The 25,572-nt window shown below is 60.7% G+C and carries 19 protein-coding genes and 1 pseudogene; 9 read left to right on the top strand and 11 right to left on the bottom strand.

What is annotated here, in order from left to right; all coding sequences use genetic code 11:
* Nucleotides 1-235: 235 nt before the first annotated feature.
* Complete coding sequence (gene ileS / locus QP922_RS04460; protein WP_284808090.1) at nucleotides 236-3,433, top strand: isoleucine--tRNA ligase; 3,198 nt, start codon at nucleotides 236-238, stop codon at nucleotides 3,431-3,433.
* A gap of 99 nt (nucleotides 3,434-3,532) precedes the next feature.
* Here the strand turns inward: ileS and QP922_RS04455 are convergent, their stop codons facing one another.
* The 6 genes from QP922_RS04455 to QP922_RS04430 form a co-directional block, all read right to left on the bottom strand.
* Nucleotides 3,533-4,717: an MFS transporter gene (locus tag QP922_RS04455; RefSeq protein ID WP_284808172.1), complete on the bottom strand. Its 1,185-nt coding sequence runs from the start codon at nucleotides 4,715-4,717 to the stop codon at nucleotides 3,533-3,535.
* Nucleotides 4,718-4,845: 128 nt separating this feature from the next.
* Nucleotides 4,846-5,487, bottom strand: coding sequence for a GntR family transcriptional regulator (locus QP922_RS04450; protein ID WP_284808089.1), 642 nt, complete (start codon nucleotides 5,485-5,487; stop codon nucleotides 4,846-4,848).
* Nucleotides 5,488-5,614: 127 nt separating this feature from the next.
* On the bottom strand, nucleotides 5,615-6,220 hold the full coding sequence (locus tag QP922_RS04445; protein WP_284808088.1) for a metallophosphoesterase family protein: 606 nt from the start codon (nucleotides 6,218-6,220) through the stop codon (nucleotides 5,615-5,617).
* A complete protein-coding gene (locus tag QP922_RS04440; protein ID WP_284808087.1) occupies nucleotides 6,213-7,874 on the bottom strand; it encodes an ABC transporter permease in 1,662 nt (553 codons plus the stop codon). The genes QP922_RS04445 and QP922_RS04440 overlap by 8 nt, the downstream gene beginning before the upstream one ends.
* 34 nt (nucleotides 7,875-7,908) lie before the next feature.
* Nucleotides 7,909-8,985: an ABC transporter substrate-binding protein gene (locus QP922_RS04435; RefSeq protein ID WP_070669906.1), complete on the bottom strand. Its 1,077-nt coding sequence runs from the start codon at nucleotides 8,983-8,985 to the stop codon at nucleotides 7,909-7,911.
* A gap of 32 nt (nucleotides 8,986-9,017) precedes the next feature.
* Nucleotides 9,018-10,010 carry an ABC transporter ATP-binding protein gene (locus tag QP922_RS04430; RefSeq protein ID WP_284808086.1) on the bottom strand — a complete coding sequence of 331 codons (993 nt, stop codon included), beginning with the start codon at nucleotides 10,008-10,010 and terminating at the stop codon, nucleotides 9,018-9,020.
* A gap of 111 nt (nucleotides 10,011-10,121) precedes the next feature.
* On the opposite strand from QP922_RS04430, the gene QP922_RS04425 reads away from it, so the two are divergent.
* Entirely contained in the window at nucleotides 10,122-11,579 is a 1,458-nt protein-coding gene (locus tag QP922_RS04425) for a DNA polymerase IV (RefSeq protein WP_284808085.1), read from the top strand.
* Here QP922_RS04425 and QP922_RS04420 read toward each other — a convergent pair.
* Nucleotides 11,576-12,496 carry an asparaginase gene (locus QP922_RS04420; RefSeq protein WP_284808084.1) on the bottom strand — a complete coding sequence of 307 codons (921 nt, stop codon included), beginning with the start codon at nucleotides 12,494-12,496 and terminating at the stop codon, nucleotides 11,576-11,578. The two genes, QP922_RS04425 and QP922_RS04420, sit on opposite strands and share 4 nt — an antisense overlap.
* Before the next feature lie 106 nt (nucleotides 12,497-12,602).
* Here QP922_RS04420 and QP922_RS04415 point away from each other — a divergent pair, with 106 nt between their 5' ends.
* Nucleotides 12,603-13,229 carry a WKL family lipoprotein gene (locus QP922_RS04415; RefSeq protein ID WP_284808083.1) on the top strand — a complete coding sequence of 209 codons (627 nt, stop codon included), beginning with the start codon at nucleotides 12,603-12,605 and terminating at the stop codon, nucleotides 13,227-13,229.
* Between the two features lie 125 nt (nucleotides 13,230-13,354).
* On the opposite strand, the gene QP922_RS04410 is transcribed toward QP922_RS04415, so the two are convergent.
* Complete coding sequence (locus QP922_RS04410) at nucleotides 13,355-14,302, bottom strand: hypothetical protein (RefSeq protein ID WP_284808082.1); 948 nt, start codon at nucleotides 14,300-14,302, stop codon at nucleotides 13,355-13,357.
* A gap of 32 nt (nucleotides 14,303-14,334) precedes the next feature.
* Between QP922_RS04410 and lspA the strand changes: the two genes are divergently transcribed.
* From lspA to QP922_RS04390, 4 genes are read left to right on the top strand one after another with little or no spacing between them, the layout of a single operon-like run.
* Nucleotides 14,335-14,838 carry a signal peptidase II gene (gene lspA / locus QP922_RS04405; protein ID WP_284808081.1) on the top strand — a complete coding sequence of 168 codons (504 nt, stop codon included), beginning with the start codon at nucleotides 14,335-14,337 and terminating at the stop codon, nucleotides 14,836-14,838.
* Nucleotides 14,831-15,754 carry an RluA family pseudouridine synthase gene (locus tag QP922_RS04400; protein ID WP_284808080.1) on the top strand — a complete coding sequence of 308 codons (924 nt, stop codon included), beginning with the start codon at nucleotides 14,831-14,833 and terminating at the stop codon, nucleotides 15,752-15,754. The genes lspA and QP922_RS04400 overlap by 8 nt, the downstream gene beginning before the upstream one ends.
* Nucleotides 15,751-16,332 (top strand): hypothetical protein, encoded by a 582-nt coding sequence (locus QP922_RS04395; protein WP_284808079.1) that lies wholly within the window; start codon nucleotides 15,751-15,753, stop codon nucleotides 16,330-16,332. Before QP922_RS04400 ends, QP922_RS04395 begins: the two co-directional genes overlap by 4 nt.
* 21 nt (nucleotides 16,333-16,353) lie before the next feature.
* Nucleotides 16,354-16,638 (top strand): permease, encoded by a 285-nt coding sequence (locus QP922_RS04390; protein WP_284808078.1) that lies wholly within the window; start codon nucleotides 16,354-16,356, stop codon nucleotides 16,636-16,638.
* A 13-nt stretch (nucleotides 16,639-16,651) separates the two neighbouring features.
* Here QP922_RS04390 and rarD read toward each other — a convergent pair whose 3' ends face one another.
* A complete protein-coding gene (gene rarD, locus QP922_RS04385) occupies nucleotides 16,652-17,572 on the bottom strand; it encodes an EamA family transporter RarD (protein ID WP_284808077.1) in 921 nt (306 codons plus the stop codon).
* A gap of 64 nt (nucleotides 17,573-17,636) precedes the next feature.
* Between rarD and dnaE the strand changes: the two genes are divergently transcribed.
* Together dnaE and QP922_RS04375 are read left to right on the top strand one after the other, a co-directional pair.
* Nucleotides 17,637-21,212, top strand: coding sequence for a DNA polymerase III subunit alpha (gene dnaE / locus QP922_RS04380; protein WP_284808076.1), 3,576 nt, complete (start codon nucleotides 17,637-17,639; stop codon nucleotides 21,210-21,212).
* An 86-nt stretch (nucleotides 21,213-21,298) separates the two neighbouring features.
* Nucleotides 21,299-22,496 (top strand): annotated as a pseudogene (locus QP922_RS04375) (cobalamin-independent methionine synthase II family protein).
* 94 nt (nucleotides 22,497-22,590) lie between these two features.
* On the opposite strand, the gene QP922_RS04370 reads toward QP922_RS04375, so the two are convergent.
* Both QP922_RS04370 and QP922_RS04365 read right to left on the bottom strand, forming a co-directional pair.
* The gene (locus QP922_RS04370; RefSeq protein ID WP_284808075.1) at nucleotides 22,591-23,325 is read right to left on the bottom strand and encodes a hypothetical protein; all 735 of its coding nucleotides are present in this window, start codon (nucleotides 23,323-23,325) and stop codon (nucleotides 22,591-22,593) included.
* Between the two features lie 98 nt (nucleotides 23,326-23,423).
* Nucleotides 23,424-25,424 (bottom strand): choice-of-anchor I family protein, encoded by a 2,001-nt coding sequence (locus QP922_RS04365; RefSeq protein ID WP_284808074.1) that lies wholly within the window; start codon nucleotides 25,422-25,424, stop codon nucleotides 23,424-23,426.
* Between the last annotated feature and the right edge of the window lie 148 nt (nucleotides 25,425-25,572).

The following is a 25,572-nucleotide window of genomic DNA, read 5'->3' as shown; positions in this document are numbered from 1 at the left end:
TGTGAAAACTTGACTCCTCGGTTATACTCTGGAGCTATATGCAGTGAGCCGGCTATCACCGGGGAGCATTCCGGAAGAACGTGAGGCACGCGAGTGCCGCATTATTAGAACCGGGCGGGTAGGGACCGTCATCTCCTTCACACAATGAAGCGGGGCGCCACGGGCGTCCAAGCGGGGTGGTACCGCGAGCCGCAAGGCGCGTCCCCGTCACATTGAATGAGTGAAGGAAATTTAGATGAGCAACAACCCCGCGAACGTCGGCAATGTCTATCCCAAAGTCGATATGACTGCTGGATCCTCCCGCTTCCCGGATATGGAGCAGGAAGTCCAGAAGTACTGGAAGGCCGACGATACTTTTAAAGCCAGCCTCGAGCAGACTGAGGGCTGTCCCGAGTACGTCTTTTATGATGGCCCGCCTTTTGCTAATGGCCTGCCGCATTATGGCCACTTGCTGACCGGCTATGTCAAGGACATCGTCCCGCGCTACCGCACTATGGCCGGCAACCACGTCCCACGCGTCTTCGGCTGGGATACTCACGGCCTGCCGGCGGAGCTGGAGGCAGAAAAGCAGCTCGGGATCACCGATAAGGCCCAGATCGAGGAGATGGGCCTGGAGAAGTTCAATGAGTACTGCGCTAAGTCCGTTCTCGAGTACACCGATGAGTGGGAAGAGTATGTTAACCGCCAGGCTCGCTGGGTGGACTTTGAAAACGGCTACAAGACCATGGACTTGGAGTACATGGAGTCGGTCATGTGGGCCTTTAAGGAGCTCTATGACAAGGGTCTGATCTACCAGGGATTTAGGGTTTTGCCGTATTCCTGGGCGGAGCACACCTCGCTGTCGAACCAGGAGACCCGCCTGGATGATTCTTATAAGATGCGCCAGGACCCGACCCTGACGGTGACGTTCCCGGTGGCTGGTGCGGTCGAGGGAAGTGCGGCGGAGAAGACGTTGGCGGAGAACGCCGAGCTTGCCGACGCCTCCTTCCTCGCCTGGACCACCACCCCCTGGACCCTGCCATCCAACCTGGCTCTGGCGGTCCACCCGGAGGTCGACTACGTCCTGTTCAAGGCCACCGAAGGCGACTTTGCTGGCCGCACCTTCGTGATGGCCGAGGCACTCACCGGCACTTTGGCGAAGGAGCTGGGTGAGGCGGAAGTCCTCAAGACCTTCAAGGGCGCGCAGTTGGAGGGCTTTAATTACCAGCCCATCTTCGATTTCTTTCCGGATGTCGAGAACGCGTACCAGCTGCTGCTCGCGGATTACGTCACCACTGAGGATGGCACCGGTGTTGTCCACCAGGCTCCGGCCTTCGGTGAGGACGATATGATCACCTGCCAGAAGTATGGCGTGGGACTGGTCATCCCAGTGGATGAGGATGGCAAGTTCACCTCGCAGGTACCGCCGTATGAGGGCCAGCTGGTCTTTGACGCTAATAAGGCCATCATCAAGGACCTCAAGGCAGCTGGCCGCGTGGTGCGTCATGTGACCATTGAACACTCCTACCCGCACTCCTGGCGCTCCGGCGAACCACTCATCTACATGGCGCTGCCGGCATGGTTCGTCAAGGTGACAGAGTTCCGAGACCGCATGGTGGAGCTCAACCACAACGAGATTGAGTGGTTGCCGGAACACATTCGCGACGGTCAGTTCGGCAAGTGGCTGGAAGGCGCTCGCGATTGGAACATCTCCCGTACCCGCTACTGGGGCGCGCCGATCCCGGCGTGGATCTCCGATGATCCGGAGTACCCGCGCGTGGATGTCTATGGCTCGCTGGATGAGCTGGAGCGTGACTTCGGCGTGCGCCCGACCAGCCTGCACCGCCCGTACATCGATGAGCTGACCCGACCGAACCCGGATGATCCGACGGGCAAGTCCACGATGCGCCGCGTGCCGGACGTGCTGGATTGCTGGTTTGAGTCCGGCTCGATGCCGTTCGCGCAGAAGCACTACCCGTTTGAGAATAAGGAGTGGTTTGAGACTCACTCGCCGGCGGACTTCATCGTGGAGTACTCCGGTCAGACGCGCGGTTGGTTCTACCTCCTGCATGTGCTGTCCACCGCGCTGTTCGACCGCCCGGCGTTCAAGAAGGTCGTCGCCCACGGCATCGTTCTGGGCAACGATGGCCTGAAGATGTCGAAGTCCAAGGGCAATTACCCGAACGTGAACGAGGTCTTCGACCGCGATGGTTCGGATGCGATGCGCTGGTTCCTTATGTCCTCGCCGATCCTGCGCGGCGGCAACCTCATCGTGACTGAGCAGGGCATCCGTGAGGGCGTGCGCCAGGCCATCCTGCCGATCTGGAATGCTTACACCTTCCTGCAGCTTTATGCTTCCCAGGAGGCGAAGTTCGATGTCAGCTCCACCAACGTGCTGGACCGCTACATCTTGGCCAAGACGCATGACTTGGTGAAGAATACGAATGACGCACTTGCGAATACTGACATTGCTTCGGCTACCGAAGAGGTTCGCCTCTTCGCGGATGCCTTGACCAACTGGTACGTGCGCCGCTCTCGCGATCGCTTCTGGGAAGGCGAGGAGACTCACGTTGAGGCGTTCAATACCCTCTATACGGTGCTGGAGACCGTCTCTCGCGTGGTGGCTCCGCTGCTGCCGCACGTTGCTGAGGTCATCTACCGCGGCCTGACTGGTGAGCGCTCTGTGCACTTGGCTTCCTACCCGAAGGCTGAGGACTACCCGGCTGACGCGAACCTGGTGGCCGCCATGGATGCCACCCGCGCGGTGGCTTCGGCGGCGTCGTCTGTGCGCAAGTCCAATAAGCTGCGCAACCGCCTGCCGCTACCGAAGCTGACGGTGGCGATGCCGGATTCGGCGCGCTTGGCAGATTTCAAGGACATCATCCGCGATGAGGTCAACGTCAAGGACGTTGTGCTCACTGATGACGTCGATGAGGTCGGCACCTTCGACGTGGTGTGCAACGCCAAGGTGGCGGGCCCGCGTTTGGGTAAGGACGTGCAGCGCGCCATCAAGAACCTCAAGGCTGGTAACTACGAGCGCGACGGCGAGGAGGTCGTCGTCGACGGCGATATCCGCCTGACCCCGGATGAGTACACCGAGCGCTTGCAGGCAGCGAACCCGGAGTCCACGGCACGCGTGGACGGCGTAGACGGTCTGGTGGTGCTGGATACCGAGGTCACCGAAGAGCTCGAGGCCGAAGGCTGGGCCGCGGATGTCATCCGAGGACTCCAAGATGCCCGCAAGGCTGAAGACTTTGTGGTGACTGACCGCATCACGGTGGTCCTCTGCGTCCCCGCAGAAAAGGAAGAGTGGGCCAACCGCCACCGCGAGCACATTGCGGCAGAGGTGCTCGCCGTCGACTTCACCGTGACGACGGAGGCTCTGTCGAGCGATGCTGGACAGACGGTGCATGACGTCCTCAAGGGTGTCACCGCGACCGTGGCCAAGGCCTAGAACTTGGACAGCAGGGCGCAGCTGACCATGCGCTAAATATCGAGGAGAAAGGCTCCACGTCCCGGTAAGGGGAGTGGAGCCTTTCTTGTATTCGGAGAGCTAACGGCGAGCACCTGGCAAGTGTGCGCGCCACGCCATGACGACGTTGATGAGGCACAGTAGAGCGAGGACGCTACCAATGATGAAGAGGTTGGTAAACCCAATGTAAGGCGCCAAGGCGCTGAAGGCCATGGGGATGAAGAAGCCGGTGTAGGAGATGGAGTAGTAGACGGCGGTCAAGCCAGCAAGTTCACGTTCTCCCGCGATCCGCTGAACTTCAGAGAGACCCGCGACGAGCGCGAGGCCGTAGCCAGCGCCCATGGTGGCAGCTGCGGCGATGCCTAGAGGCAGAGACAAGGAATGCGCGGCGAAAGCGGCAAAGACAGCTCCGACGGTGATAACGCCCATGGCGATGGCGGAGGCGCGAGCGGACTTGTGCGTATCCACGATACGGCCGAGCATTTGCACGCCCACGCCGCAGCCGAGGGTGATGACGGTCATGAGACCGGAGAATGCGATGGGGGCATTGCCGGCGGAGTCGGACAACAATTGCGGTAGCAGCGCATAAGCGGCACCGGCACATCCAAAGACCCAAGGAGCTACAGGCATGACGACGCGCACGAAACGCTTGTGAGCGGCCGTCGGGACGTGGAGCATCTGGAGCATCTCGCGGACGGTGAGATCCAGGATGGTCATCTTCACAGTGCCATGGCTGGGCTGGCGGGTTTCCGGAGTGTGAAGAATCCAGATAGCAGTGACAACGGTGAGCAGCATATGGAGGATATATGCGGTGTGAGTCGGCCATGGACCCCACTGCGCCAAGACAGAAGCGATGCCCGCGCCCACGAGGAAACCTGCGGTCAAGCACAGTGATGCCTTGCGTGCACCGGAGGCAGGGTCACCACCGGCACGGGTAATGAGCTCAGTAATCCACGTTGAACCCACAGCCATGACCAGGCCCAACGCCATGCCGCACAGAACGCGGCCCAAGGCAATGATGAGAGGTTCCTCGGGAGCGATAGAAAGAAGGAAAGAACCAGCAAGAGAGAGCGGAGCGGCCGGAAGTAGCATCGGGCGGCGGCCAATAAGGTCAGAGAGCGGCCCGCCGATGAGCAACGCCGGGATAATGCCGACAACATACGCCGCGAGGAGGCCGTTGACGGTCACTTGAGAGAAGTGGGAGGTCTCGCGGTACATCACGAGAAGCGGCGTGAATTCATTGCCACCCCAGGCCACAGCGACCATGGAGCCAGCAACGGGGAACCACGCGCGTGAGGAGAGCGAGCCCTGGGCTGGGGGCACAGCGGAGTCAGTTGATAGTTCGGAGTCGTCGACAGCCGCGTCGACCTCCGGGTGCGAATGTGCGGAGACAGTCACAGTTGCTTCCTTGAAGAGTTGAGGTGAGATTCGAGTTCGGTGAGGTAGGTGTCGAGGTGGCCGGCGCGGAGGGCGTCGGCCAGCAAGGCGTGCTGGGCAACGAAGGCACGTGCGCGCTCAACGCTGCGCCCCACGGCCGTGGCGGTGAAACGTTGTTGGCGCTCGCGCAAGGTGTGCCCCAGATTGGCCAACAGACGGTTGCCACCGTTGTCCATGATGGTCTGGTGGAATTTCGCGTCGAGCCTGGCATAGGCGCGTAAGTCGTCCTTGTCGAGCGCGGCATGTTGTTCCGCAATGGTGGCGTCGAGGACATCGGCGATGAGGCCGCGCTCCTCGGCTGGTAAAGAGCAGATATGACGGGCAGAGTGCTCGTCGACGAGCATCCGTGCCTCGTACACTTCACGAATCTCGCGGGGACTAATCGGTACCACGAGTGCACCACGCTTGGGGTAGAGCTTCAAAAAGCCTTCCACCTCGAGACGGAGGAAAGCTTCACGCACCGGGGTGCGGCTCATCCCCAGCTCTGAGGCGAGGGCGGCTTCGGAGAGCATTTCCGAGTCATCAACCTCATCATCGATGATGCGGCGCTTGAGGTGTTCGTAGGCCCGTTCCGCGGCGGGCACCTTGTCTTTCTGCATGCATACATGATGCATGCATGTGGCATTCAAGATCTAGCGCAAACGCCAATTCGTGAGACATCGATCACGCGGAGGGAAAGTGAGAGCTAGTTCTCCGAATATCGAATGTGGCCAGGTGGGAGACGTTTTAAAGGCGAGTGACGGAGGCGGTGGGGACGTCGTAAAGCACTGCCTCGCCCATGCCGACCCAACCGATAAAGGGATCATTCTGAAGCACGTGCGGAGTGTGGACATGGCCGAGAATCCATGCGTCGAAGTCGCACGCCTGTAGTTGATTGGGCGTCGTAGGCAAGCACACGCCTTTTGAGAACTCACCAGTCGCTGACGAATGCAGCAAGCCTAGGTGCGGCCCGTCGCCTTGGCGGGCAGGGAAGGTGAGCTTGCGGGGATCGGGGTCTGCGGCCACCGCGGCGGTAACAACAGTTGCGCCTGCGCAGTGAAAGGCATGAACGTCGGTAGAGTGAACGGTCACAAACGAAGGGAAACTGAGTTTGTGGTGGACGTCGTGATTTCCGGAGATGAAATGGGCGTCGTCGAAAAGCTCGCCGGCGCGGGCCATGACCTGCTGGGCCTGGGGGACGTAGGTATCTGTGTCGGCCGTACGGTCAATGATGTCACCGAGACAGATGCAGGCATCCGCGTCCGTGGTCTCCAGGACGTCGAGTGCCCACTCTATGCCCGGCGCGCCAGGCCTGCCAAGGTGAAGATCCGCGAAAATGAGAATGCTAGCCACGCGCCCGCCGTCCCTGCCACCAAGTGATAAGTACTAGCACGACGGTGGAGGTGCCTACACCGATGAGCGTCATGGCCATGGCTTCTGCGCGATGTCCCTGGTCAAATTGGTTCATAATCCAGGGCGCGAGGAGATTGAGCTGGCTCGGACGGATTAGGGAGGACATGACGAGCTCGCGGAAGCCCACAAAGAACGCCAGCAGCCAACCGGCAAAGATACCCGGGGCAAGCAGCGGCAAGGTGATGCTGCGCAACTTATGGGGCGCAGAGGCACCGGATACGGCGGCTGCCTCGTAGACCGAAGGGGAAACTGCGCCAGCGGAGGTTTTGATGTTTTGTACCGCCATGGGCAGGAAGAGGACGGTAAAAGCCATGACGAGGATGATCATGGAGCCATAAGGTGTCCATGGCAGCCACGGTGCGTTCCACAGGAGGATGAAGCCGATGGCAAGCACAATGCCGGGAACAGTATCGGGTGCCACAGCAAGGAAGTCCGTGACACGGGCACTGACCTGCTTGGTCCGCTGGGTGAGCAAGGTGACCGCAATGCCGAGGATGACCGCCGTTGTGGCGCCTACTGCGCCGAGGGCAATGGAACGCAGCAAAGCTTCCTGGGCAGAAGGCATCTGTAGGACGATGGCGAAATAGTCGAAGGTGAGGTTCTGAGGCGTTGGGGGCGCGGAGCGCAGAATGGTCATTGCTGCCAGGGTGATGGAAATATACGGGATGAGCACCGAGCAGGCGATGATGAGGAAAGTAACGGCGCCGCCAAGGGCCTTGCCTACGGCGCCAATGCGGAGAGAGACTTGGCGGGATACGCGTCCCCCACTGGTGAGGTCGCGTCGCGAGACCCATTGTTGGAAGGCCCATGCACCCACGCCAAGTGCAAACAGCACAGATGAGGACGCTGCTGCATCGGAGAAGCTCAACGGGTCAATGGTGACGTCTTGGTAAATGGAGGAGACCAGTACCGTGAAACCGATGGCGTTTCCCAAGGTAACTGGGGTGCCAAACTCGCCGGCGGCCTTGATGAAAATGATCAATGCGCCCAGTGAATAGGGGCCCACGACGGTGGGCAGGATGATGCGACTAATTTGTTGCCACCGGCTGGCGCCGGCGACTTGAGCCATTTCCAGAGAGGATGCGGGAATTGAGGTCAGACAGTTGCGCAGGATGAGATAGAGGAAGGGGAAGAGCTCGCACGCCATGATGAAGGCCATGCCAGGAACCGAGTAAATGGCGTCGTGCGCGAGCTTGCCGACGGTATGCCCGAAGAGCAATTCGGAGACTCCACCGCGGCGGGTGAAATCCATCCACGCCATTGCTGCGGCAAAAGGCGGGGTCATGAAAGGAATCATGATGGCGATTTCTATCCAGTTCGCTTTAGAAAAAGGCGTCCACGCGCGCAAGAAGGCTAGCGGGGCGGCGAACAGAGTAGAAAAGACCACCACGAGGAGGGAGAGGACGACAGTATTAAGCAGGACCTCTCCCATGCCCGGCTCCACAATCTTGTGGAGAGAAGAAGGCTCATCGCGGTACCCCACCACAGCGCTGATGAGCACCGATACCAATGGCGCAGCGACAAGCACGAGCAGCACAAGGAGTACTGCATAAATGCCAAAAGTGCGCTGAGGGCTGCGGGTAGTGGTGCTCATGAGGTGGGGTTACTCCGTGGTGAGATAGTAGAGGCTACTTCAGGTAGCGCTCAGCGAACTTTTCCTTGACGTCCTTGGAGGAGGAGGCGATGCCGTCAAGATCCTCGTTGAGGGTCTTAATCTCCTCCAGCTTCGGACCGTTCTTCGGGGCGATCTCGGTGTTGGCCGGGATCATGTTCTTGGAAGCAGAAATCTCCTGTGCCTCATCGGAGAACATGAAGTCGACAAAAGCTTCGGCAGCGTCCTTGTTATCGGTGGTCTTGAGGATCATGACCGGGCGCGGGGTGACAGTAGTGCCGGAGGAGGGGATAACAACCTCAAGCGGCTCGCCCTTGGCCTGAGCAGAGTATGCGGAGTAGTCCACGCCGCCCATGACGATGCCACGAGAACCGGAGGTGACCTGGTCCAAGGCTGGGCCGTTAGCGCCCTGGACAATCATGCCGTTGTCGAAGAGCTTGTCAAAGAGCTCCCAGGTCTTGTCCTCGCCCCACTGATCCACCATGGCAGCAATGAGGTCAGCGGCGGTGCCGGACTCGCGCGGATCCGGCATAATGACCTGATCCTTGTACTTTTCGTCAGCGAGGTCCTCCCAGTCCTGCGGGACGGAGTCCACCACGTTGGTATTGGTCACCAGCGCCAGCGCGGAGCCATCACGGCCGGTAAAGGTGCCATTCTTAGATACCCAGCTGGAAGTGATCTTGTCAGCGCCTTCCGGGGTGTATTCTTCCAGAGCGCCGGCCTTGTCCTGCTTGGACGCTGCGGACCAAGAAGCCAGGTAGACCACGTCTGCCTGCGGGTTAGCCTCTTCCGCCTTGAGCTTGGCGGTGATCTTGCCGGTGGTGTCGGCGAAGACGTTGACCTTGACATCGGTCTTTTCCTCGAAGGCTTCGACGAGGGCGTCGGTAAGCCCCTGCGGGTTCGCAGAGTAGTAGTCCAGCTCGCCGGACAGGCCCTCCGGGGCTTCCCAGGCCTCGGCGGTGGTCTCGGCACCGGTGTTGTCGGCAGAGGATGCGTCGGTGGAGTCAGCGGAATCAACGGAACCGCAGCCAGCCAGAGCTAGGGCGGAAGCAGCGGTGGCAGCGAGGGCGAGAGAAAGCTTCTTATACAGCATGGAGAATCCTTAAAAGTAGAAAACAGATGAGGTTAGTACGCGAGACGTACCGTCGAACCACGATCGACTCGAGAGCGGCTGTACGCCACCCAAGGCTCGTCAGCGCCTTCGACATCGCAGTGCAGCTCGTAGCGCCCGCCGATGTACTGAGCGGTGCGGACGATTCCGTCCACGTGGTGCGGGAAAGACCCAATGTCTTCCTCCGCGTCAAGGACAGTGAGGTTTTCCGGACGGACGTCGGGAAGCCCAGCACGGCGGTTCATAGTGCCCACGAAGCCACCGACGAAGGTTGTGGCAGGGGAGTCGTACAGGGTGACAGGATCGGCGAACTGTTCGATGACGCCGTCCTTCATGACGACGACGCGGTCCGACATGGACAGAGCCTCGGACTGATCGTGGGTAACGTAGATAACCGTGAGGCCCAAATCGTGAGCAAGTGCGGTGAGCTCGGCACGAATCTGAACACGCAGGGCGGCGTCGAGGGCAGAGAGTGGCTCATCCATAAGGAGCAACTGCGGGTTGGACACAAGCGCGCGGGCGATGGCTACGCGCTGCTGCTGGCCGCCGGAGAGTTGATTGGGGCGAGCTTGTGCCTTCGGAGTAATGCCGACCATGTCCATACAGGTGCGCACACGTTCTGTGCGTTCCGCAGAAGAAAGCTTGTTACCCGCGGTGGTGAGGGGAAACTCGATGTTTTTCTCAACGGTCATGTGTGGCCACAGCGCCAGATCTTGGAACACCATGGACAGGTTGCGCTTATTTACGGGAACGTTCGTGTGGGGACCGAACACTTCTTTACCGGAGAAGGTGATGGTGCCAGCATCGGGAGTTTCGAGGCCTGCGATGCAGCGCAGAAGCGTGGACTTACCGCAACCGGAGGGGCCGAGGATGGAGATGAACTCGCCGGAGTTAATGACGAGGTCAGTGGCATGGAGGCCGGTATTGTCCGCGAACTCGCGCTTAATGCCGTCGACGACCACGTGGGCCTGGGAGACAGGTTGTTGGGGCGAGAGCTGAGAAGTCACGGCGGAAAAGGTTAGGGGGAGAAAGTAAGCGGATAGGGGCATAAAAGTTACGAAGTTAATAAAGAAACATGAATAATGGGTTACCCGCGCGCGGTGTTTACACTGGAGCACATGCAACGCTGGGTCCTTCACATCGACATGGATGCTTTCTTTGCCTCCGTGGAACAGTTGACCCGGCCCACGCTGCGAGGCCGCCCAGTGCTGGTGGGCGGCGCGGGTGGGCGCGGCGTGGTGGCTGGAGCTTCTTACGAAGCTCGTGAATATGGTGCGCATTCGGCAATGCCCATGTTCCGCGCCCAGCAGCTGGTGGGGTACAAAGCCGTGGTGGTGCGGCCGCGGCGCGCGGTGTATTCGGCGGCCTCGCGCCGGGTCTTTGGCATCATCGCGAAACATGCGGGGCTTATTGAGCAGCTCTCCATTGACGAAGCATTTATGGAACCGGCTGCTCTGGTAGGCGCCGCGCCTGACGACGTCCGTGAGTGGGCCGACAACCTGCGCCGCGTCATTCGTGAGGACACTGGCCTGCCCAGCTCGATTGGTGCGGGAGCAGGAAAACAGGCGGCGAAGATTGCCTCTGGGGAAGCGAAGCCGGATGGCACCTTCGTGGTACCGCAGGAACGATTCGATGAACTTATCCACCCCTTGCCCGTGGGTAAGCTGTGGGGCGCAGGACCGGTGACGCAGCAGAAGCTTGCAGCCATTGGGGTAGAGACCATTGGGCAGCTGGCGGCCATGAGCCGCAAAGAAGTGGAGATTTCCCTCGGCGGTGTGGTGGGCGTGCAGCTGTGGCAGTTGGCGCAAGGCATTGATGAACGGCCCGTTGCCCCGCGCGCGATTGCGAAGCAGATTTCCACGGAGTTTACCTACCCCACGGATTTGCGCACGGTGCCGGAGGTGGATGCCGCGTTGACGCGAGCAGCAGAAGGCGCGCACCGCCGCTTGCTCAAAGATGGACGCGGTGCGCGCACCGTGACGGTGAAATTGCGGATGGCGGATTTCCACATTGAGTCGCGCTCAGCCACCTTGCCCTATGCCACCGACGACTTGGAGATCCTCAAGGCGCGAGCATTGAGCTTGGCGCGCTACCCCGACGAATTAGGGCCCATCCGGTTGGTTGGCGTGAGCTATTCGGGATTGGAAACAGCCCGCCAAGACGTTCTTTTCCCAGAACTTGACCGTGAAGTCGTGCGCCCAACTCCGGATACGGATTATGAGACCGGCGTCAGCGACCATCTGCCCGGCGGGCCCGAAACAGAAACGGAGCCCGGGGTGGGGTTGGAATCGCACAACGAAGCCGGGCCGGACTCGACGCGTCGCTGGCACGCTACCCAAGACGTTTACCACCCGGAGTTTGGGCACGGGTGGATTCAAGGCACGGGCCATGGGGTAGTCAGCGTGCGCTTTGAAACCCGGGCGACGGGGCCGGGGTTTGTTCGTTCCTTTGCTGCTGAAGATGAAGAACTCCGACCCGCCGATCCGTTGGATTCGCTGGCGTGGGAGGACATCCCGTCGGATGAAGATACCGAGCTTGATGATGCGGAAGGGACACCGCCGGCTGGGGACAGCTAGCTCGCGGTATACGCCGTGGCCTGTGGCGCGGAGCTAAACATGTCGGCCACCGGGGTGCCGGTAGCCAGTGCCGCAGCAAGCAGAATGCGGGCTTGGCCGGCGCGGAATCCGCCGGAAGCTACCGCGCCCATCTCGCCTAAGGTGGCACCACCACCTGCGCCGCCATAGGCCAGCTTGGTCAATCCATAGGGAGTGCGGGTGCTGATCACCACCGGCACTCCAGCCTGCAGCGCGCGGGCCACCCCGGCGCCCATCTCTGCGCCCATGTTGCCCGAACCCATGGCTTCGATGATGAGGCTTTTGGCGTGGTTGAGGGAGACGTCGACAAGCAGGGCGCCGGCTCCCGGGTAAGCCGCAATGATCTCAACTGGGTGCTCCGCCAAGGGGGCTAGGGGAAGTGGCGGCACGGCAGAGTCGCCCACCGCCAGCTCCTCAAAGCCATTGAGATGCGAGGTGTGCCATTTGCGGGCGCGCCGGCCGGGGATGGTCTTTCCCCCAAACTGAACCCACACACCAGGCTTGCCAGAGCACAGAAGGTCGTAGGCATCACGCAGGTTGCGCGGGCCGTCGCCCTCTGGGTGGTCGAAGGCGCGCTGCGCGCCCGTGAGTACAACGGGGCCATCGCCTAAGTCAAACAGGGACAAAGCCAGCGCGGTTTCCTCCATCGAATCCGTGCCGTGAGTAATGAGCACGCCCTCAATGTCCGGGCGAGCAAGCTGTGTGCGCACGCAGAGCAGCAGCTCATCGAGATCAGACAGGGTAATCGAGCTAGAATCCAGAGCGCGAAATTCCACGACCTCGATGTCGTTGCCCAGGGAGTCAGCCAACTGTTGGCCGTTAACAGTGGGGACGAGGGAACCGTCAGCAATGGTGGTGCAGGCAATGGTGCCGCCGGTGGCGATGAGCGCGAAAGTCATTCCACCAGGGTACTTCAGGCGCAACGCTGCGCGGGAAACACAGGCTGGTGTGCGTGAGCGCTAGAGTGAAGGAGATTAACCACGACCCCCTACGTGAGGAGTATCTGTGAAATCCATCAAGCTGAGCGCCGCCATCCTGGCCCTGGGTGCAAGTGTCACCTTGGCTGCCTGCTCGTCCTCGGACGAGGACGCGGCGAACTCGAGCAGCGCCGCAAAGCCTACCGGCGAGACCTCTGCTTCCCAGGTAGTCTCCACCGAGATGCCTTCCGTGGAGCAACTCAATGAGATCCTGGCGAAGGCTTCTGACCCGAACGTGCCGCAGGAAGAGAAGGTTCAGCTGGTCCAGGGTAGTGAGACGGCGCCGGAGCTTTTCGACGTCATGTCTCAGTCCCAGGCCGAATCCGGCGCCACCTTTGAGGTCGTTGCCCCGGTCATCCCGGGCCTCGTGCCGGACTCTGCGCTGGCTACCGTCCACATCAATACCCCAGATGGCCAGCAGCAGACCGCTGATCAGGTGGAGTTCATCAACGATGGCGGTACGTGGAAGCTGTCCCAGACGTGGGCCTGTGTCCTCGTGACCAATATTGTGCCGCCGGAAGAGGTTCCGGAAATGTGTGCCGATTCCGCAGCAGAGGCGCCTGTCGACGCCGCCGACGGCGAGATGCCAGCCGAGGGCGAGGCTCCCGCCGACGCCGCTGATGCCCCCGCCGAAGGCGAGGCTCCAGCACAGTAAGTTTCTCGCGCAGCACGTTCTGCGCACGGAAGCTGCAAGGAACGTGCCTCGTCAGCACAAGCGCCCAGTCAGTCCTGGTACGAAACCGGGGCCGGCGGGCGCTTTCTTAAGCGTGTGGGGAGAGTTTAGTCGGTGTGAAAACCCATCTCGGTGGCGCTGGTCTGCAGGACACGCAGGTCCGAGCCTTCTGCGCCATAGGAGATGACGGTGGTGATGGAGACGTCGCCAGCCGTCGGCAGCGGTTTGGTCAGATCCACGGTGACGGTGCCCTCGGATTGCGTCGTGGTATCGAGGACCTTAAGTTCCTTGTCCTGCAGCTCCTGAGGGGCGTCGGCGCCGTCGAAGGACAGCGCGCCCAGGGACGGGCGTTGTTCCACAGAGACACTAAGCGTTGCCACATCGCCGTCGAGCTTGTCCAAGGTATACGTGGTGGTTTGCAACAGTGTGGACTCACCAGGGACGCGAGACTCCACCGTCCACTCCGCGCCGGGGCCGATCTCTTCCTCAGGGAAGACAATGGGCAGCGACGTCAGGCTGGTAATTGCGCGTTCCACGGCACCGCGCGCCTCATCGGTGGCTGCTTGCGGTGCGGCGAGGCGCAGTGAGTTCATTTGGCCGGTATCGGTGCCGCGCCAACCAAACTGGAAACCTTCAGCAGACTCCACATCAGCACCTTCTGCTCCGGGTTTACCCACGGTGACGAAGGCATTGCGGCTCGCCGGCAGCTGGCCTTCGACGTTTTCGGTAGCCGCCTCCACGGAAGCCTGCAGCGGGAGGGTGACTTTATCGGTGGCTCCGGGCGCAGTGCCTTCGCTGCCATCTTTGCGCAGCTCCTGGTCAAAGCCAGTGGCAACGGTATAGGTCAGGGACTGCTCGGAATCAAGGTCCTGATAGGTCAGCACGCGGCCGGTGCCGTCACCGGGGGAGTGAAGGGTGACGCGTGGGGCGTCGAGAGGCAGGCCCACGGGTTCTTCCACCGGCTTGGCCGGCTGGGAATAGGAACAGCCAGCAAGAGTGCCGGTCAAGGCCAAGGCTGCAGCGGACAGAACTGAAACGACTCTCAGACGAAACACGCATTCCAAAATACCGGATGGGGCTGTTTAGAATGGAACGGGTGAAGGCAAGGAGATATATCGGAACAATGGCCGCGGTGGTGCTGGGAGTAGCTGCCGTGGACCAAGCAGTGAAGCAACTGATGCTGTCGATCCTTACCGAAGGCGAAGCGCTGCCGGTGATTGGTAACTGGTTCCGCTTCTACCTCCTTTTTAACCCCGGTGCGGCTTTCTCCATGGGAGGGGAGGGCTCGACGTGGCTGTTTACCACCATCCAGCTGGTTTTCGTCGTAGGTGTTGCCATCGCTGCACCGAGGATCCATGACAAGTGGCAGGCGGTAGGCTTGGCAATGATTGCGGGCGGGGCGTTGGGTAATCTGATTGACCGCCTCGTGCGCGAGCCGGGATTCTGGTTTGGCCACGTGGTGGATTACATTTCCGTCGGCAGCTTCGCTGTTTTTAACATCGCGGATGCCTCAATCACGTGTGGTGTGGTGGTGTTTATCATCGCGATGTTCATGGCGGAGCGGAAGGAGGCACAAGAGTCTGATGCGTGAAAGTCGTAGGTTGCCGGTACCTGAGGGCCTCGAGGGTATGCGTGCCGATGCTGCTTTGGCCAAGCTCTTGGGTGTTTCTCGGGCTAAGGTGGCGGAGTTGTGCGCGGCGGGTGACGTGGAGATCGACGGCGTGGCGGTGGGCAAGTCTGAGCGGCTAAGCGCCGGCGGCTGGATTGACGTCATGATGCCGGCGCCGGAAGAACCGCTGGTGCCTAAAGAGGAGCTGGTGGAGGGTATGGATGTCCTCTACGAGGATGAGGACATCATCTGCGTGTTCAAACCTGTGGGCGTGGCCGCGCACCCGACTCTGGGGTGGGAAGGGCCGACCGTGATCGGCGGGCTTCGTGCGGCGGGCTATGCGCTTGCCGACGCCGGACCTACCGAACGCAAAGGCATTGTCCACCGCCTCGACGTGGGTACCTCCGGTGTCATGGTGGTCGCCGCCAGCGAGCGCGCCTACTCCCAGCTGAAGACCGCCTTCCGCGAGCGGACCGTGGACAAGACCTACCACGCGGTGGTCCAGGGGCTGCCGGATCCGATCGTCGGTACCATTGATGCACCGATTGGGCGCCATCCGTCGGCGGGCTGGAAGTTCGCCGTGGTGGAAGACGGCAAGCCAGCGGTTACTCACTACAAGCTGCTGGAGGCCTTCCGCGAGGCCAGCCTGTTGGAGGTCCACCTCGAGACTGGCCGCACACACCAGATCCGCGTCCACATGTCCGCCACCGGACATCCCTGCGTGGGTGATCCGATGTATGGCTGCGACCCGAACTTGGCTAAGCGCGTTGGTCTTATCCGGCAGTGGCTCCATGCAGTGTCCTTGGGCTTTTCGCACCCGGGCACCGGCAAATGGTTTGAGTGCACCGCGCCGTACCCGGAGGATCTCGAGCACGCAGTAGAGGTCTTGCGCGGATGACGGTGAATCGATCCACCCGCCAGCGTATTTATCGCCGCCGTCGCATCGCAGCCTATGTGTTGCTTGCGGTGACAGCGCTGCTCGTGGTTCTTTCCTTTGGCATCTTTGGCACGCAGCCAAGCACCGCGCTCCAGGGAGACCAGCTAGGCCCAGACGGCTCTGAGACCGCCGCCGAGTACCGCGAGCGTGCCGAAGCGTCGCTGGCCCAAGCCGATGAGCCGACGTACGCGCTCGTGGGGTTCCACTCGGCGCTGTCACCGGAGGACACCGCTGAGGTACTGAGCCCAGCGCAGCGCATGGATGCCATCATCATCGGACTGGCAGCTCCCGTGGCAGTCCCGGAGCCCACAGCGGGTAAGGACCGCGCGGACGTCATTACTACTGTTCTTCAGCGCGTGGCTCACGCCGCCGGCGATGGTGGCGAGACTCCAAAGCAGGTGGATGCCGCGGTGGTCTATTCCAGCGGTACTGAATTGCGAGCCCTAGCTTCCGACCCCCGCGTAAAGACAGTGGAAGCCGCGCCTGCCGACGCCGCCTGGGGTTCCTTCGGCGTGCGCCCGCCCTCCAATACCCGTTAGAGTTACCAGCAGTAAGGAGCGATGATGCGACTGTTCCCCAAAACCTCCACGTGGCCTGCCAACTACCGCTTCGCCTATATCCTTGTGTGGGCAGGAGCTATCATCACAGTCCTCGCCGCCATCGCGCTAGCACTCTTGGGCAGCGATGGGCTGACGCTGGGCATCATGATTGTTGTGGCCCTCTACTGCATCGCCATGGCCGTGCTCATGCCGCGGTGGGCGCTCAACGGCCAAGAGGAAGCCGCCAAGCGGGCCCGAGCCAAGGAAGCCCGTGACGAGCTGCGCCGGATGAAGAAGCAGAAGTAGGCGCACTACCCGTTTAGGTGGCAGTCGTGTCTTCTGTCGTGTCTTCGGTGCGGGGGTGCGGGGAGTGGAGGCGGGCGCGGCGTCGGGAAGCGCGGCCCATCCGCACCAAATCCGCCAGGTAAATGATGACCGCTACCCAAATAATGATGAAGCCGATCCAACGCTCAGTCGGCATCTCCTCCTGGGTGACGAAGACCGCCCACAGCATCTGCATAATCGGTGTCATGTACTGCAGCATGCCGATGGTGGATAGGCGCAGATGCTTAGCGCCCTGTGCAAAGCAGAGCAGCGGCAGGGCAGTCACCAGTCCGGAGGTAACGAGCAGTGCCATGTGGCCAGGGCCCTCGCTGGCAAAGGTGGATTCGCCCTGGACCTGTAGGTATCCCAGGTACATGAGCGCGAAGGGCAGCATGACGATGGTTTCCGCGGCCACGGAGCCCATGGAAGAGACCGAAATCTGTTTCTTGAACAGCCCATAAAGCGCGAAACTAAAGGCGAGGGCCAGCGAATAATAGGGCGCCTGGCCGGTCATAAACGTCAGCCACAGGACCGCCACGAAGGCAATGCTGACCGACGCCACCTGTGCCTTCGTCAGTGTCTCCTTGAGGAAAATGATGCCTAAGGCGACTGAGACGAGCGGGTTGATGAAATAGCCCAGTGCGGCGTCTGCCACGTGGTCGCTGTTGACCGCGATGACGTACGTACCCCAGTTGATGGTGATGGTAATACCGCAGCCCAGCATCCAGCCCCACGTGCGCAGGCTCATCTCTTTGAGCTCACGCCAGCCGCCGGTCACCACCAGCATGAAGGTGACGAGCACCGCAGTCCACACAATGCGGTGCGCAAGAATTTCAAATGGGCTGGCGGGGCGTAGCAGCGGGAAGAACGCCGGGAAGAAGCCCCACATGAGATAAGCGGCAATAGTGTAGAACATCACAGAAAAATGTACAGGACGTTGAGTAATCCGGGAAGTTTGACGGCCCCGCTAAGATGACCGCATGGCCAAAAACTCATCCTTCGTCCACCTGCACAACCACACCGAGTTTTCCATGCTGGACGGCATGGCAAAGGTGGATATGTTGGCGGATGAGGTGGTCCGCCAAGGCATGCCCGCCGTCGGCATGACGGACCACGGCAACATGTACGGCTCCAATGCCTTCTACCAGAGGATGACGAGCGCAGGCGTCAAACCCATCATTGGTATTGAGGCCTACCTCGCGCCGGAGTCGCGTTTCAATAAGAAGCGCGTGCTGTGGGGAACGCCGGATCAAAAGCGCGATGATGTTTCTGCCTCCGGTGCCTACCTGCACCAGACCATGCTGGCGGAAAATGAAACTGGTCTGCGCAATCTGTTTAAGCTCTCCTCGCTTGCCTCCTACGAAGGTCAGCTGGGCAAGTGGCCGCGTATGGATGCCGAGCTTATCGCTGAGCATGCTGAGGGCATTATCGCGACCACCGGCTGCCCCTCCGGCGATGTCCAAACCCGCCTGCGCCTGGGCCAGTTCAACGAGGCACTCGAGGCCGCTGCGATGTGGCAGGACATCTACGGCAAGGACAATTTCTTCTTGGAGCTCATGGACCATGGGCTGGATATCGAGAAGCGCACTCGTGATGGCCTGTTGGAGATTGGCCGCAAGCTGGACTTGCCGCCGCTGGTGACCAATGACTGCCACTACGTGCTGGAGTCTCAAGCCCCAGCGCATGAGGCTATGCTTTGTGTGCAGACGGGCAAGACCTTTATGGACCCGGACCGTTTCAAGTTTGACGGCACCGGCTACTACATCAAGTCCGCCCAGCAGATGCGTGAACTGTGGGACCATATGGTGCCGGAGGCCTGCGATAACACCTTGTGGATTGCAGAGCGCGTCCAAGACTACGGCGCCATTTGGGAAGAACATACCCACGACCGCATGCCGATTGCCGACGTCCCCGAGGGCCACACCCCAACCTCGTGGCTGACCCACGAGGTCATGGAGGGCCTTAAGGATCGCTTCAACGGCAGGGATGTGCCGCAGGAGTACATCGACCGCGCTGAGTACGAGATCAGCGTCATCGATATGAAGGGCTATCCTTCCTACTTCCTCATCGTGGCCGAGCTCATCAAGCACGCGCGGTCCATCGGTATTCGCGTCGGCCCGGGTCGTGGTTCGGCTGCAGGTGCGCTCGTGGCCTATGCGTTGACGATTACCAACATTGACCCCATCGAGCACGGCCTCCTCTTCGAGCGATTCTTGAACCCGGAGCGCCCCTCCGCGCCGGATATCGATATCGACTTCGATGACCGCCGCCGCGGCGAAATGATTACCTACGCTGCTGAGCGCTGGGGCGAGGACAAGGTTGCCCAGGTGATTACCTTCGGCACCGTGAAGACCAAGCAGGCGATTAAGGACTCCGCCAAGGTGCACTTTGGCCAGCCGGGCTTCCAGATGGCCGACCGCATCAACGGTGCGTTGCCGCCCGCCATTATGGCCAAGGATATTCCGCTGTCCGGTATTACTGACCCGGAGCACGAGCGCTACTCGGAGGCCACCGAGGTCCGCCAAATGATTGAGACTGACCCGGACGTCAAGAAGATTTATGAGACCGCGCGTGGTCTTGAGGGCGTCGTCAGGCAGGCCGGTGTGCATGCCTGCGCGGTGATTATGGCTTCGGTCCGCCTCATGGACCACATTCCGATGTGGAAGCGCCCAGCCGACGGCGCCTACATCACCGGCTGGGACTACCCCGCCTGTGAGGCTATTGGCCTGCTGAAGATGGACTTTCTGGGCCTTCGCAACCTCACCGTGATCGGCGACTGCCTAGAGAACATCAAGAAAAACCGCGGCGAGGAAGTCCACCTAGAGGACCTCCATGCCGACGACCCGAATGCCTCGAAGGTCTATGAACTGCTCTCACGGGGCGATACTCTGGGCGTGTTCCAGCTGGACTCGGGCGGCATGCAGGAGCTGCTCAAGCGCATGAAGCCGACAGGTTTCAAGGACATTGTCGCGTCGCTGGCGCTCTACCGTCCGGGCCCGATGGGCGTGAATGCTCACTGGGATTACGCGGACCGCAAGAATGGGCGTAAGGAAATTACCCCGATTCACCCGGAGCTGGAAGAGCCGCTCAAGGAAATCCTCGATGAGACCTACGGCCTTATCGTGTACCAGGAGCAGATCATGCGTATCTCGCAGAAGGTGGCAAACTACACCGCCGGCGAGGCAGACGGCTTCCGCAAGGCTATGGGTAAGAAGAAGCCGGAAGTCCTGGCGCAACAGTACGACAAGTTCTGGGGCGGCATGAAGGACAACGGCTACTCCAAGGAGGCCATGGATGCGCTGTGGGGCACGATTGAGCCTTTCGCTTCCTACGCGTTTAACAAGTCTCACGCCGCGGGCTACGGCCTGGTGTCTTTCTGGACGGCCTACCTCAAGGCCTACTATGCCCCGGAGTACATGGCAGCGCTTCTGACGTCGGTGGGTGACAAGAAGGATAAGTCCGCTATCTACCTTGCCGATTGCCGCCACCTGGGCATCCGCGTGCTCTCCCCAGACGTCAATGAGTCCCAAGAAACCTTCCAAGCCGTGGGCGAGGACATCCGCTTCGGCATGGGCGCTATCCGCAACGTCGGTGGGGAAGTGGTCGATTCCATCGTGAAGACCCGCCGGGAGAAAGGCGCATATACGTCCTTCTCTGACTATTTGGACAAGATTGAGCTAGCAGCCTGCTCCAAGCGCGTGACGGAGTCCCTCATCAAGGCCGGCGCTTTCGACTCCCTGGAGCACCCACGCAAGGGCCTCATGCTCATTCACGAGGACGCAGTGGACTCCGTTCAGACCACGAAGAAGGCAGCTGATAAGGGCCAGTTCGACCTTTTCGCCGGCTTCGGTGGCGGCGACGAGGAAGGCGACTCCGGCTCTGCCTTTGCTATTGATGTCCCCGATGAGAATTGGGATCGCAAGCACGAGTTGGCACTGGAGCGCGAGATGCTTGGCCTTTACGTCTCCGGCCACCCGCTCGACGGTTTCGAGGAAGCACTCGATGCGCAGACCGATACGCCGATTACCAAGATTCTTAACGGTGAAGTCGGCAACGGGCAGGAGCTCGTGATTGGCGGCATCATCTCGGGAGTGGACAGGCGTTTTTCCAAGCGCGATGGTTCTCCATGGGCCATCGTCAGCATGGAGGATCATAACGGCGCCCAGGTAGACATCCTCGTGTTCAACCAGGTGTACTCGCTGGTGGCTCCGCAGATTGCGGAAGACAACATCATCCTGGCCAAGGTTCAGGTGAAGATTCGTGATGAGCGCATGTCCCTCTTCTGCTCCGATATCAAGGTGCCAGACTTGGGCCCCGGCAATGGAGCGGGCCTGCCGCTGCGCCTGACCATGCGCACGGACCAGTGCACGATGGAAAACATTGCCAAGCTCAAGCAGGTACTGGTCAATAACAAGGGTGAGTCCGACGTGTACCTCACGCTTGTCGACGGCGAAGAGTCCACCATGATGGTCCTCGGTGAGCATTTGCGTGTGGAGCGCTCGAGCAACCTTATGGGTGACCTCAAGGCCACGATGGGGGTAGGCATCCTCGGGTGAATTTAAGTTGAATCGAGTTCCCATGGGAACCAGGCTCCTGGGTTACTCTAGACAGCATAGTCTAGAAGAAAGGAAGCCTGTTTCCCATGGTGAACAAGATTCGCACCACCCACGTCGGCTCGCTGCCTCGCACGAAGGAGCTGTTGGAGGCTAACCTCGAGCGCTCTGCCGGCACCATCTCTGACGAGAAGTTCCACGACATCCTGGAGTGCTCCGTAGCGGATGTGGTGAAGCGGCAAATTGATCTCGGCATCGACATCATCAACGAGGGCGAATACGGCCACATTACCTCCGGCGCCGTGGACTACGGTGCGTGGTGGAACTACTCGTTTACCCGCCTGGGCGGTCTGACCATGACGGACAAGGACCGCTGGGAAATCGGTGACAAGATTCGTTCCGAGCCGGGTAAGATTCGCCTCATCCTCGATGAAGGATCGCCGCGACCGTGCGCTGTTTTCTGAGGCCTACAATGACCCGGATTCGGGCATCTTCACCGGACGCAAGAAGGTGGCCAACCCGGAGTTCACCGGTCCGGTAACCTACATTGGCCAGGAGCAGGTCGAGGCGGACGTCAAGTTGCTTGCCGACGCCCTCCCTGAAGGCACCGAAGGTTTCGTCGCCGCCCTGTCCCCGGGTGCCGCGGCACGTCTTCCCAACAAGTACTACGACGACGAGTCTGAGCTCGTTCGCGCCTGTGGTGAGGCGCTGAAGGTCGAATACAAAGCCATCACGGATGCGGGTCTCACCGTGCAGTTCGATGCGCCGGACCTGGCGGAGGCATGGGATTCTGTGGTGCCGGAGCCCACCGTGAAGGATTTCCAGGCCTTCCTGCACGAGCGCATTGAGATTCTCAACGACTCCATTAAGGACATCCCGCGCGAGCAGACTCGTCTGCACATCTGCTGGGGTTCCTGGCACGGCCCGCACGTCACGGACATTCCGTTCGAGGATATTATTGAGGAGATTCTGCAGGCCAAGGTCGGTGGCTTCTCCTTCGAAGGCGCTTCGCCGCGCCATGCGCACGAGTGGCGCGTGTGGAAGAATCACACGCTGCCGGAGGGAACTGTCATCTACCCAGGTGTGGTGTCGCATTCCACGAACGCTGTGGAGCACCCGCGTCTGGTCGCTGACCGCATCATCCAGTTTGCTGAGCTCGTGGGCCCGGAAAACGTTATTGCCTCGACCGACTGTGGCCTAGGCGGCCGCCTGCACCACCAGATTGCGTGGGCCAAGCTCCAGTCCCTCGTTGAGGGAGCAGAGATTGCGACGAAGGAACTGTTTTAAGTTCTCGTCTCATCGGTCCTGACGGGCCAAAACGAAGGAGGCGCTGCGGAGAAAATCTCGCAGCGCCTCCTTTACTATCCCCATTGGAGCGGGATTAGTCTTCGTCCTTTTCGACTTCTTCCTTCTTCTTAGAGTTATCCCAGTAGAAGCCCATGCTCTTGAGGAAGGAACGCAGACCATTCAGGATGGACGGGTCGAACTCAGCGGCGACGACGAGAACTCGAATACCCACGGAGAGCAATGCCAGTGCACCGCCAACCCAGGCGTAAATCTCCTTGGACTTTTCCGTTGGACGTGCAGACTGAACGAACTCGGGCATCTCGTCCCAGTCCTTCTGCAGCTTCGCTTCCTTTTCTTCCTCAACGCAATCCGGGGTGTCCGGCATACCGGAGGAGCCGTAGCCGTTGAGCACACCGTTGGCCAGCTCCTGCGGGCCCATGAATGACGAACCTGCGGTGCCATCAGCGACGGCGGCCTCGTGGTCCTTACGCGCCTGGTTGACCTGGTCGGCACACTCCTGAGAGAGATCCTTGGTGCTGGTATGGCCAACATTCAGAGAACTTCCCAGAGCCTTGGAAGAATCCTTTGCTGGCTCCTTCGCGGACTCCTCGGCAGCCTTCTCCTCGGATACGTCTTCAGCAGCCTTCTCCTCGGAAGCTTCCTCGGAGGCGTCCTGCGTGGCGGACTCCGGGGAGGCCTCGTCAGCCACGGTAGAGGTGGCTGTCGCGGTCGAGCTGGCAGAGGCGGACGAATCGTCAGCAGCGGCCAGTGGGGTGACCAGTGCCATGGTCGTGGCACAGATGGCGACGAGGGAGGTGGAAAGACGCATATCGAGGGTTCTCCTTGGGAAGGGAAAGGACAGTTATGAAAGGGCTTCTCAAAAAGCTCACTTCAATGTAGCAGCCCTTCCTGCGGGGTGGATAGGGCTTAGAGGAACTTCTCCAACTGAGCGCGCAGCGGGGCTGGTGCAAGGCTTAAGACAGTCTCGCGGATACCCGGGACGCGCAGCACACCAATGGTGGCGGCCAGCGCAGCAATGACGCCGATGACGGAACCAGCGATGATGCCGCCGGAGACGCTGCTGGAGCTCTTGTCTGCAGAGCCCTTGCCGTCCTTGCCGTCCTTACCGGCATCGTTGCCTGGCTTCTTCGGAGTGTCCTGCTCGTCCTTGTCTTTGTCTTTGTCCTTGCCGTCGCCCTGGTCGGCGTCTTCGTCTTCCTCGGTGGCGAGGAGGTCCTTAACGGAGTACACGGTGGTGGTGCCGGAGACCTCGTTGCCCACGATGAGCAGGTACTCACCATTGGGGGAGTCCTTCTTGTCGACGAAGGCAAAGCCCTCAGGGCCAAGGTCGCCGGCATCGGCGTACTCATCGGTGGAGAAGTCACGGTTGTTGACGTAGGTGACGAAGGAAGCGTTGGCAGGGTCGGTGACGTCGTAGACAAAGATGCCGCCGACGCGCTCCGCACCAATGAAGGCGTAGGTGCGCTCGCCAACGGTACCGACGACGAGTGCCTCCGGCTCGGGGCCCTTGTTGTCGGATCGATCATCGAACTCCGCGCTCTCATTGTCGGCGTTGTGGTGGAACACGCCCGGCTCGTTGAGCTCGGCCGTGATCTGCTCAAACTCCGCGCCGGAGTCAAAAACAACGTTGCCCTCAGAGTCGTAGATGCTGAAGGAGCGGGAACCGTAGGAGTACAACTCGTCGAAGCAACCCTTCTCCTCATTCCAGCCGGAGGCGTTGGTGAGCTTCAGGTTGCCGGCTTGCTTCTTATCGGCGAGGTCGTCCGCGGAGACGTCACCAAGCGCGCCCTCGCATACCTTGCCCTCCTCGATGAGGTCCTTGAGCTCTACCTCATCGGTGTAGACACCGGAGCCGCCGTCCTTTTCCTTCACGCCCCACTCGCGGGCATCGCCTTCGTTAGCGGTAGCGAAGTAAGTCTGGCCGCCGGCAGTAAAGGCACCGACGGAGTCCGGCATGGAGAGGCCCTTCACCGGGATGGTGCGCAGCTCAGCCTTATCATCCTTATTGGACGGGTCGAGCGGAGTCTTGCTGTGGTCAGCAACGTGGGCCGGGACAATCTTTTCGACGGTAGCGGACTCGATGTCGACGATGGCAATGGCATTGGCCTCCTGCAGCGACACAAAGGCCTTGCCGTCCTGGGAGGAGATGTACTCCGGCTCGAAGTCGATGGACGGTTTGGAATCATGGCCGGAGGGGCCGAAGACACGCACGCCTTCGGGAAGCTCCTGGTCATCGAAAGCCGTGAAATCCGCGATACGGGCGTCGGCCTCGGAGGGAGCTGCAACATCCTTCGGCAGCGTGATGACGGATACTGAGCCCTCCGGGTCGGTCACGTAGTCGGTGCCCTCGGCGTTGAGCTCGTTGGACGGCTCGCCCTCGTTGGCCACTAGTGCGTAGCCACCGTCAGCGGTGATGTGAACGTTATCCGGCAAAGCGCCTACCTCAACTCGGCCAAGCTCTGCGGAATCCAGGTTCTCTGCGGCGGCGTTGAAGAACAGGGCTTCACCGTTCGCAGTCTTGTCCGACTGCTGGACGGCGGCGACAGCTAGGCCATCCGGGCGAACGGCAACGGAGTTGATTTCCTTGCCTTCGCCAGCAGAGATAGAGCCGATATGCGTCAGGTTGGACGGATCGGCGGCGTCGATAACGTCAATCTGGCCGGCGTGGGCATTGACGGTAAGAATGCGCTTGGATGCTGGGTGGAAAGCCACGATCTCCGCAGCGGACTCTTCATACACGCCGGACTCGTAGGTGCCGATAGGGCTGAGCTTGAGGCTAGCGTTAGCTGCAGAGTGCACGTGGACGTTGTCGACAATCTTGGCGGACGCTGCCGGAACGGCCAAGCTTACGCTAGTGGCGGTAGCAACACACAGGGCAAGCGCGCGGCGAGAGAAAGGGCGAGACATAGAAGAACTCCTAGCGTTGAGACGACAAAGATTCCGCACCACCGTACGTGTCGCACCGTCCCCATTCGGCGAACAGAGCGTAACGGTAAGGGAAGATTTTGGTAAACCTTCGGTGAATCGGTCGAATACTAGGTAATGCATGCAGGGC

The sequence above is a fragment of the Corynebacterium sp. MSK218 genome (assembly GCF_030232655.1).
Taxonomy (GTDB): domain Bacteria; phylum Actinomycetota; class Actinomycetes; order Mycobacteriales; family Mycobacteriaceae; genus Corynebacterium.
This window is presented reverse-complemented; position numbering and strand designations above follow the sequence as displayed.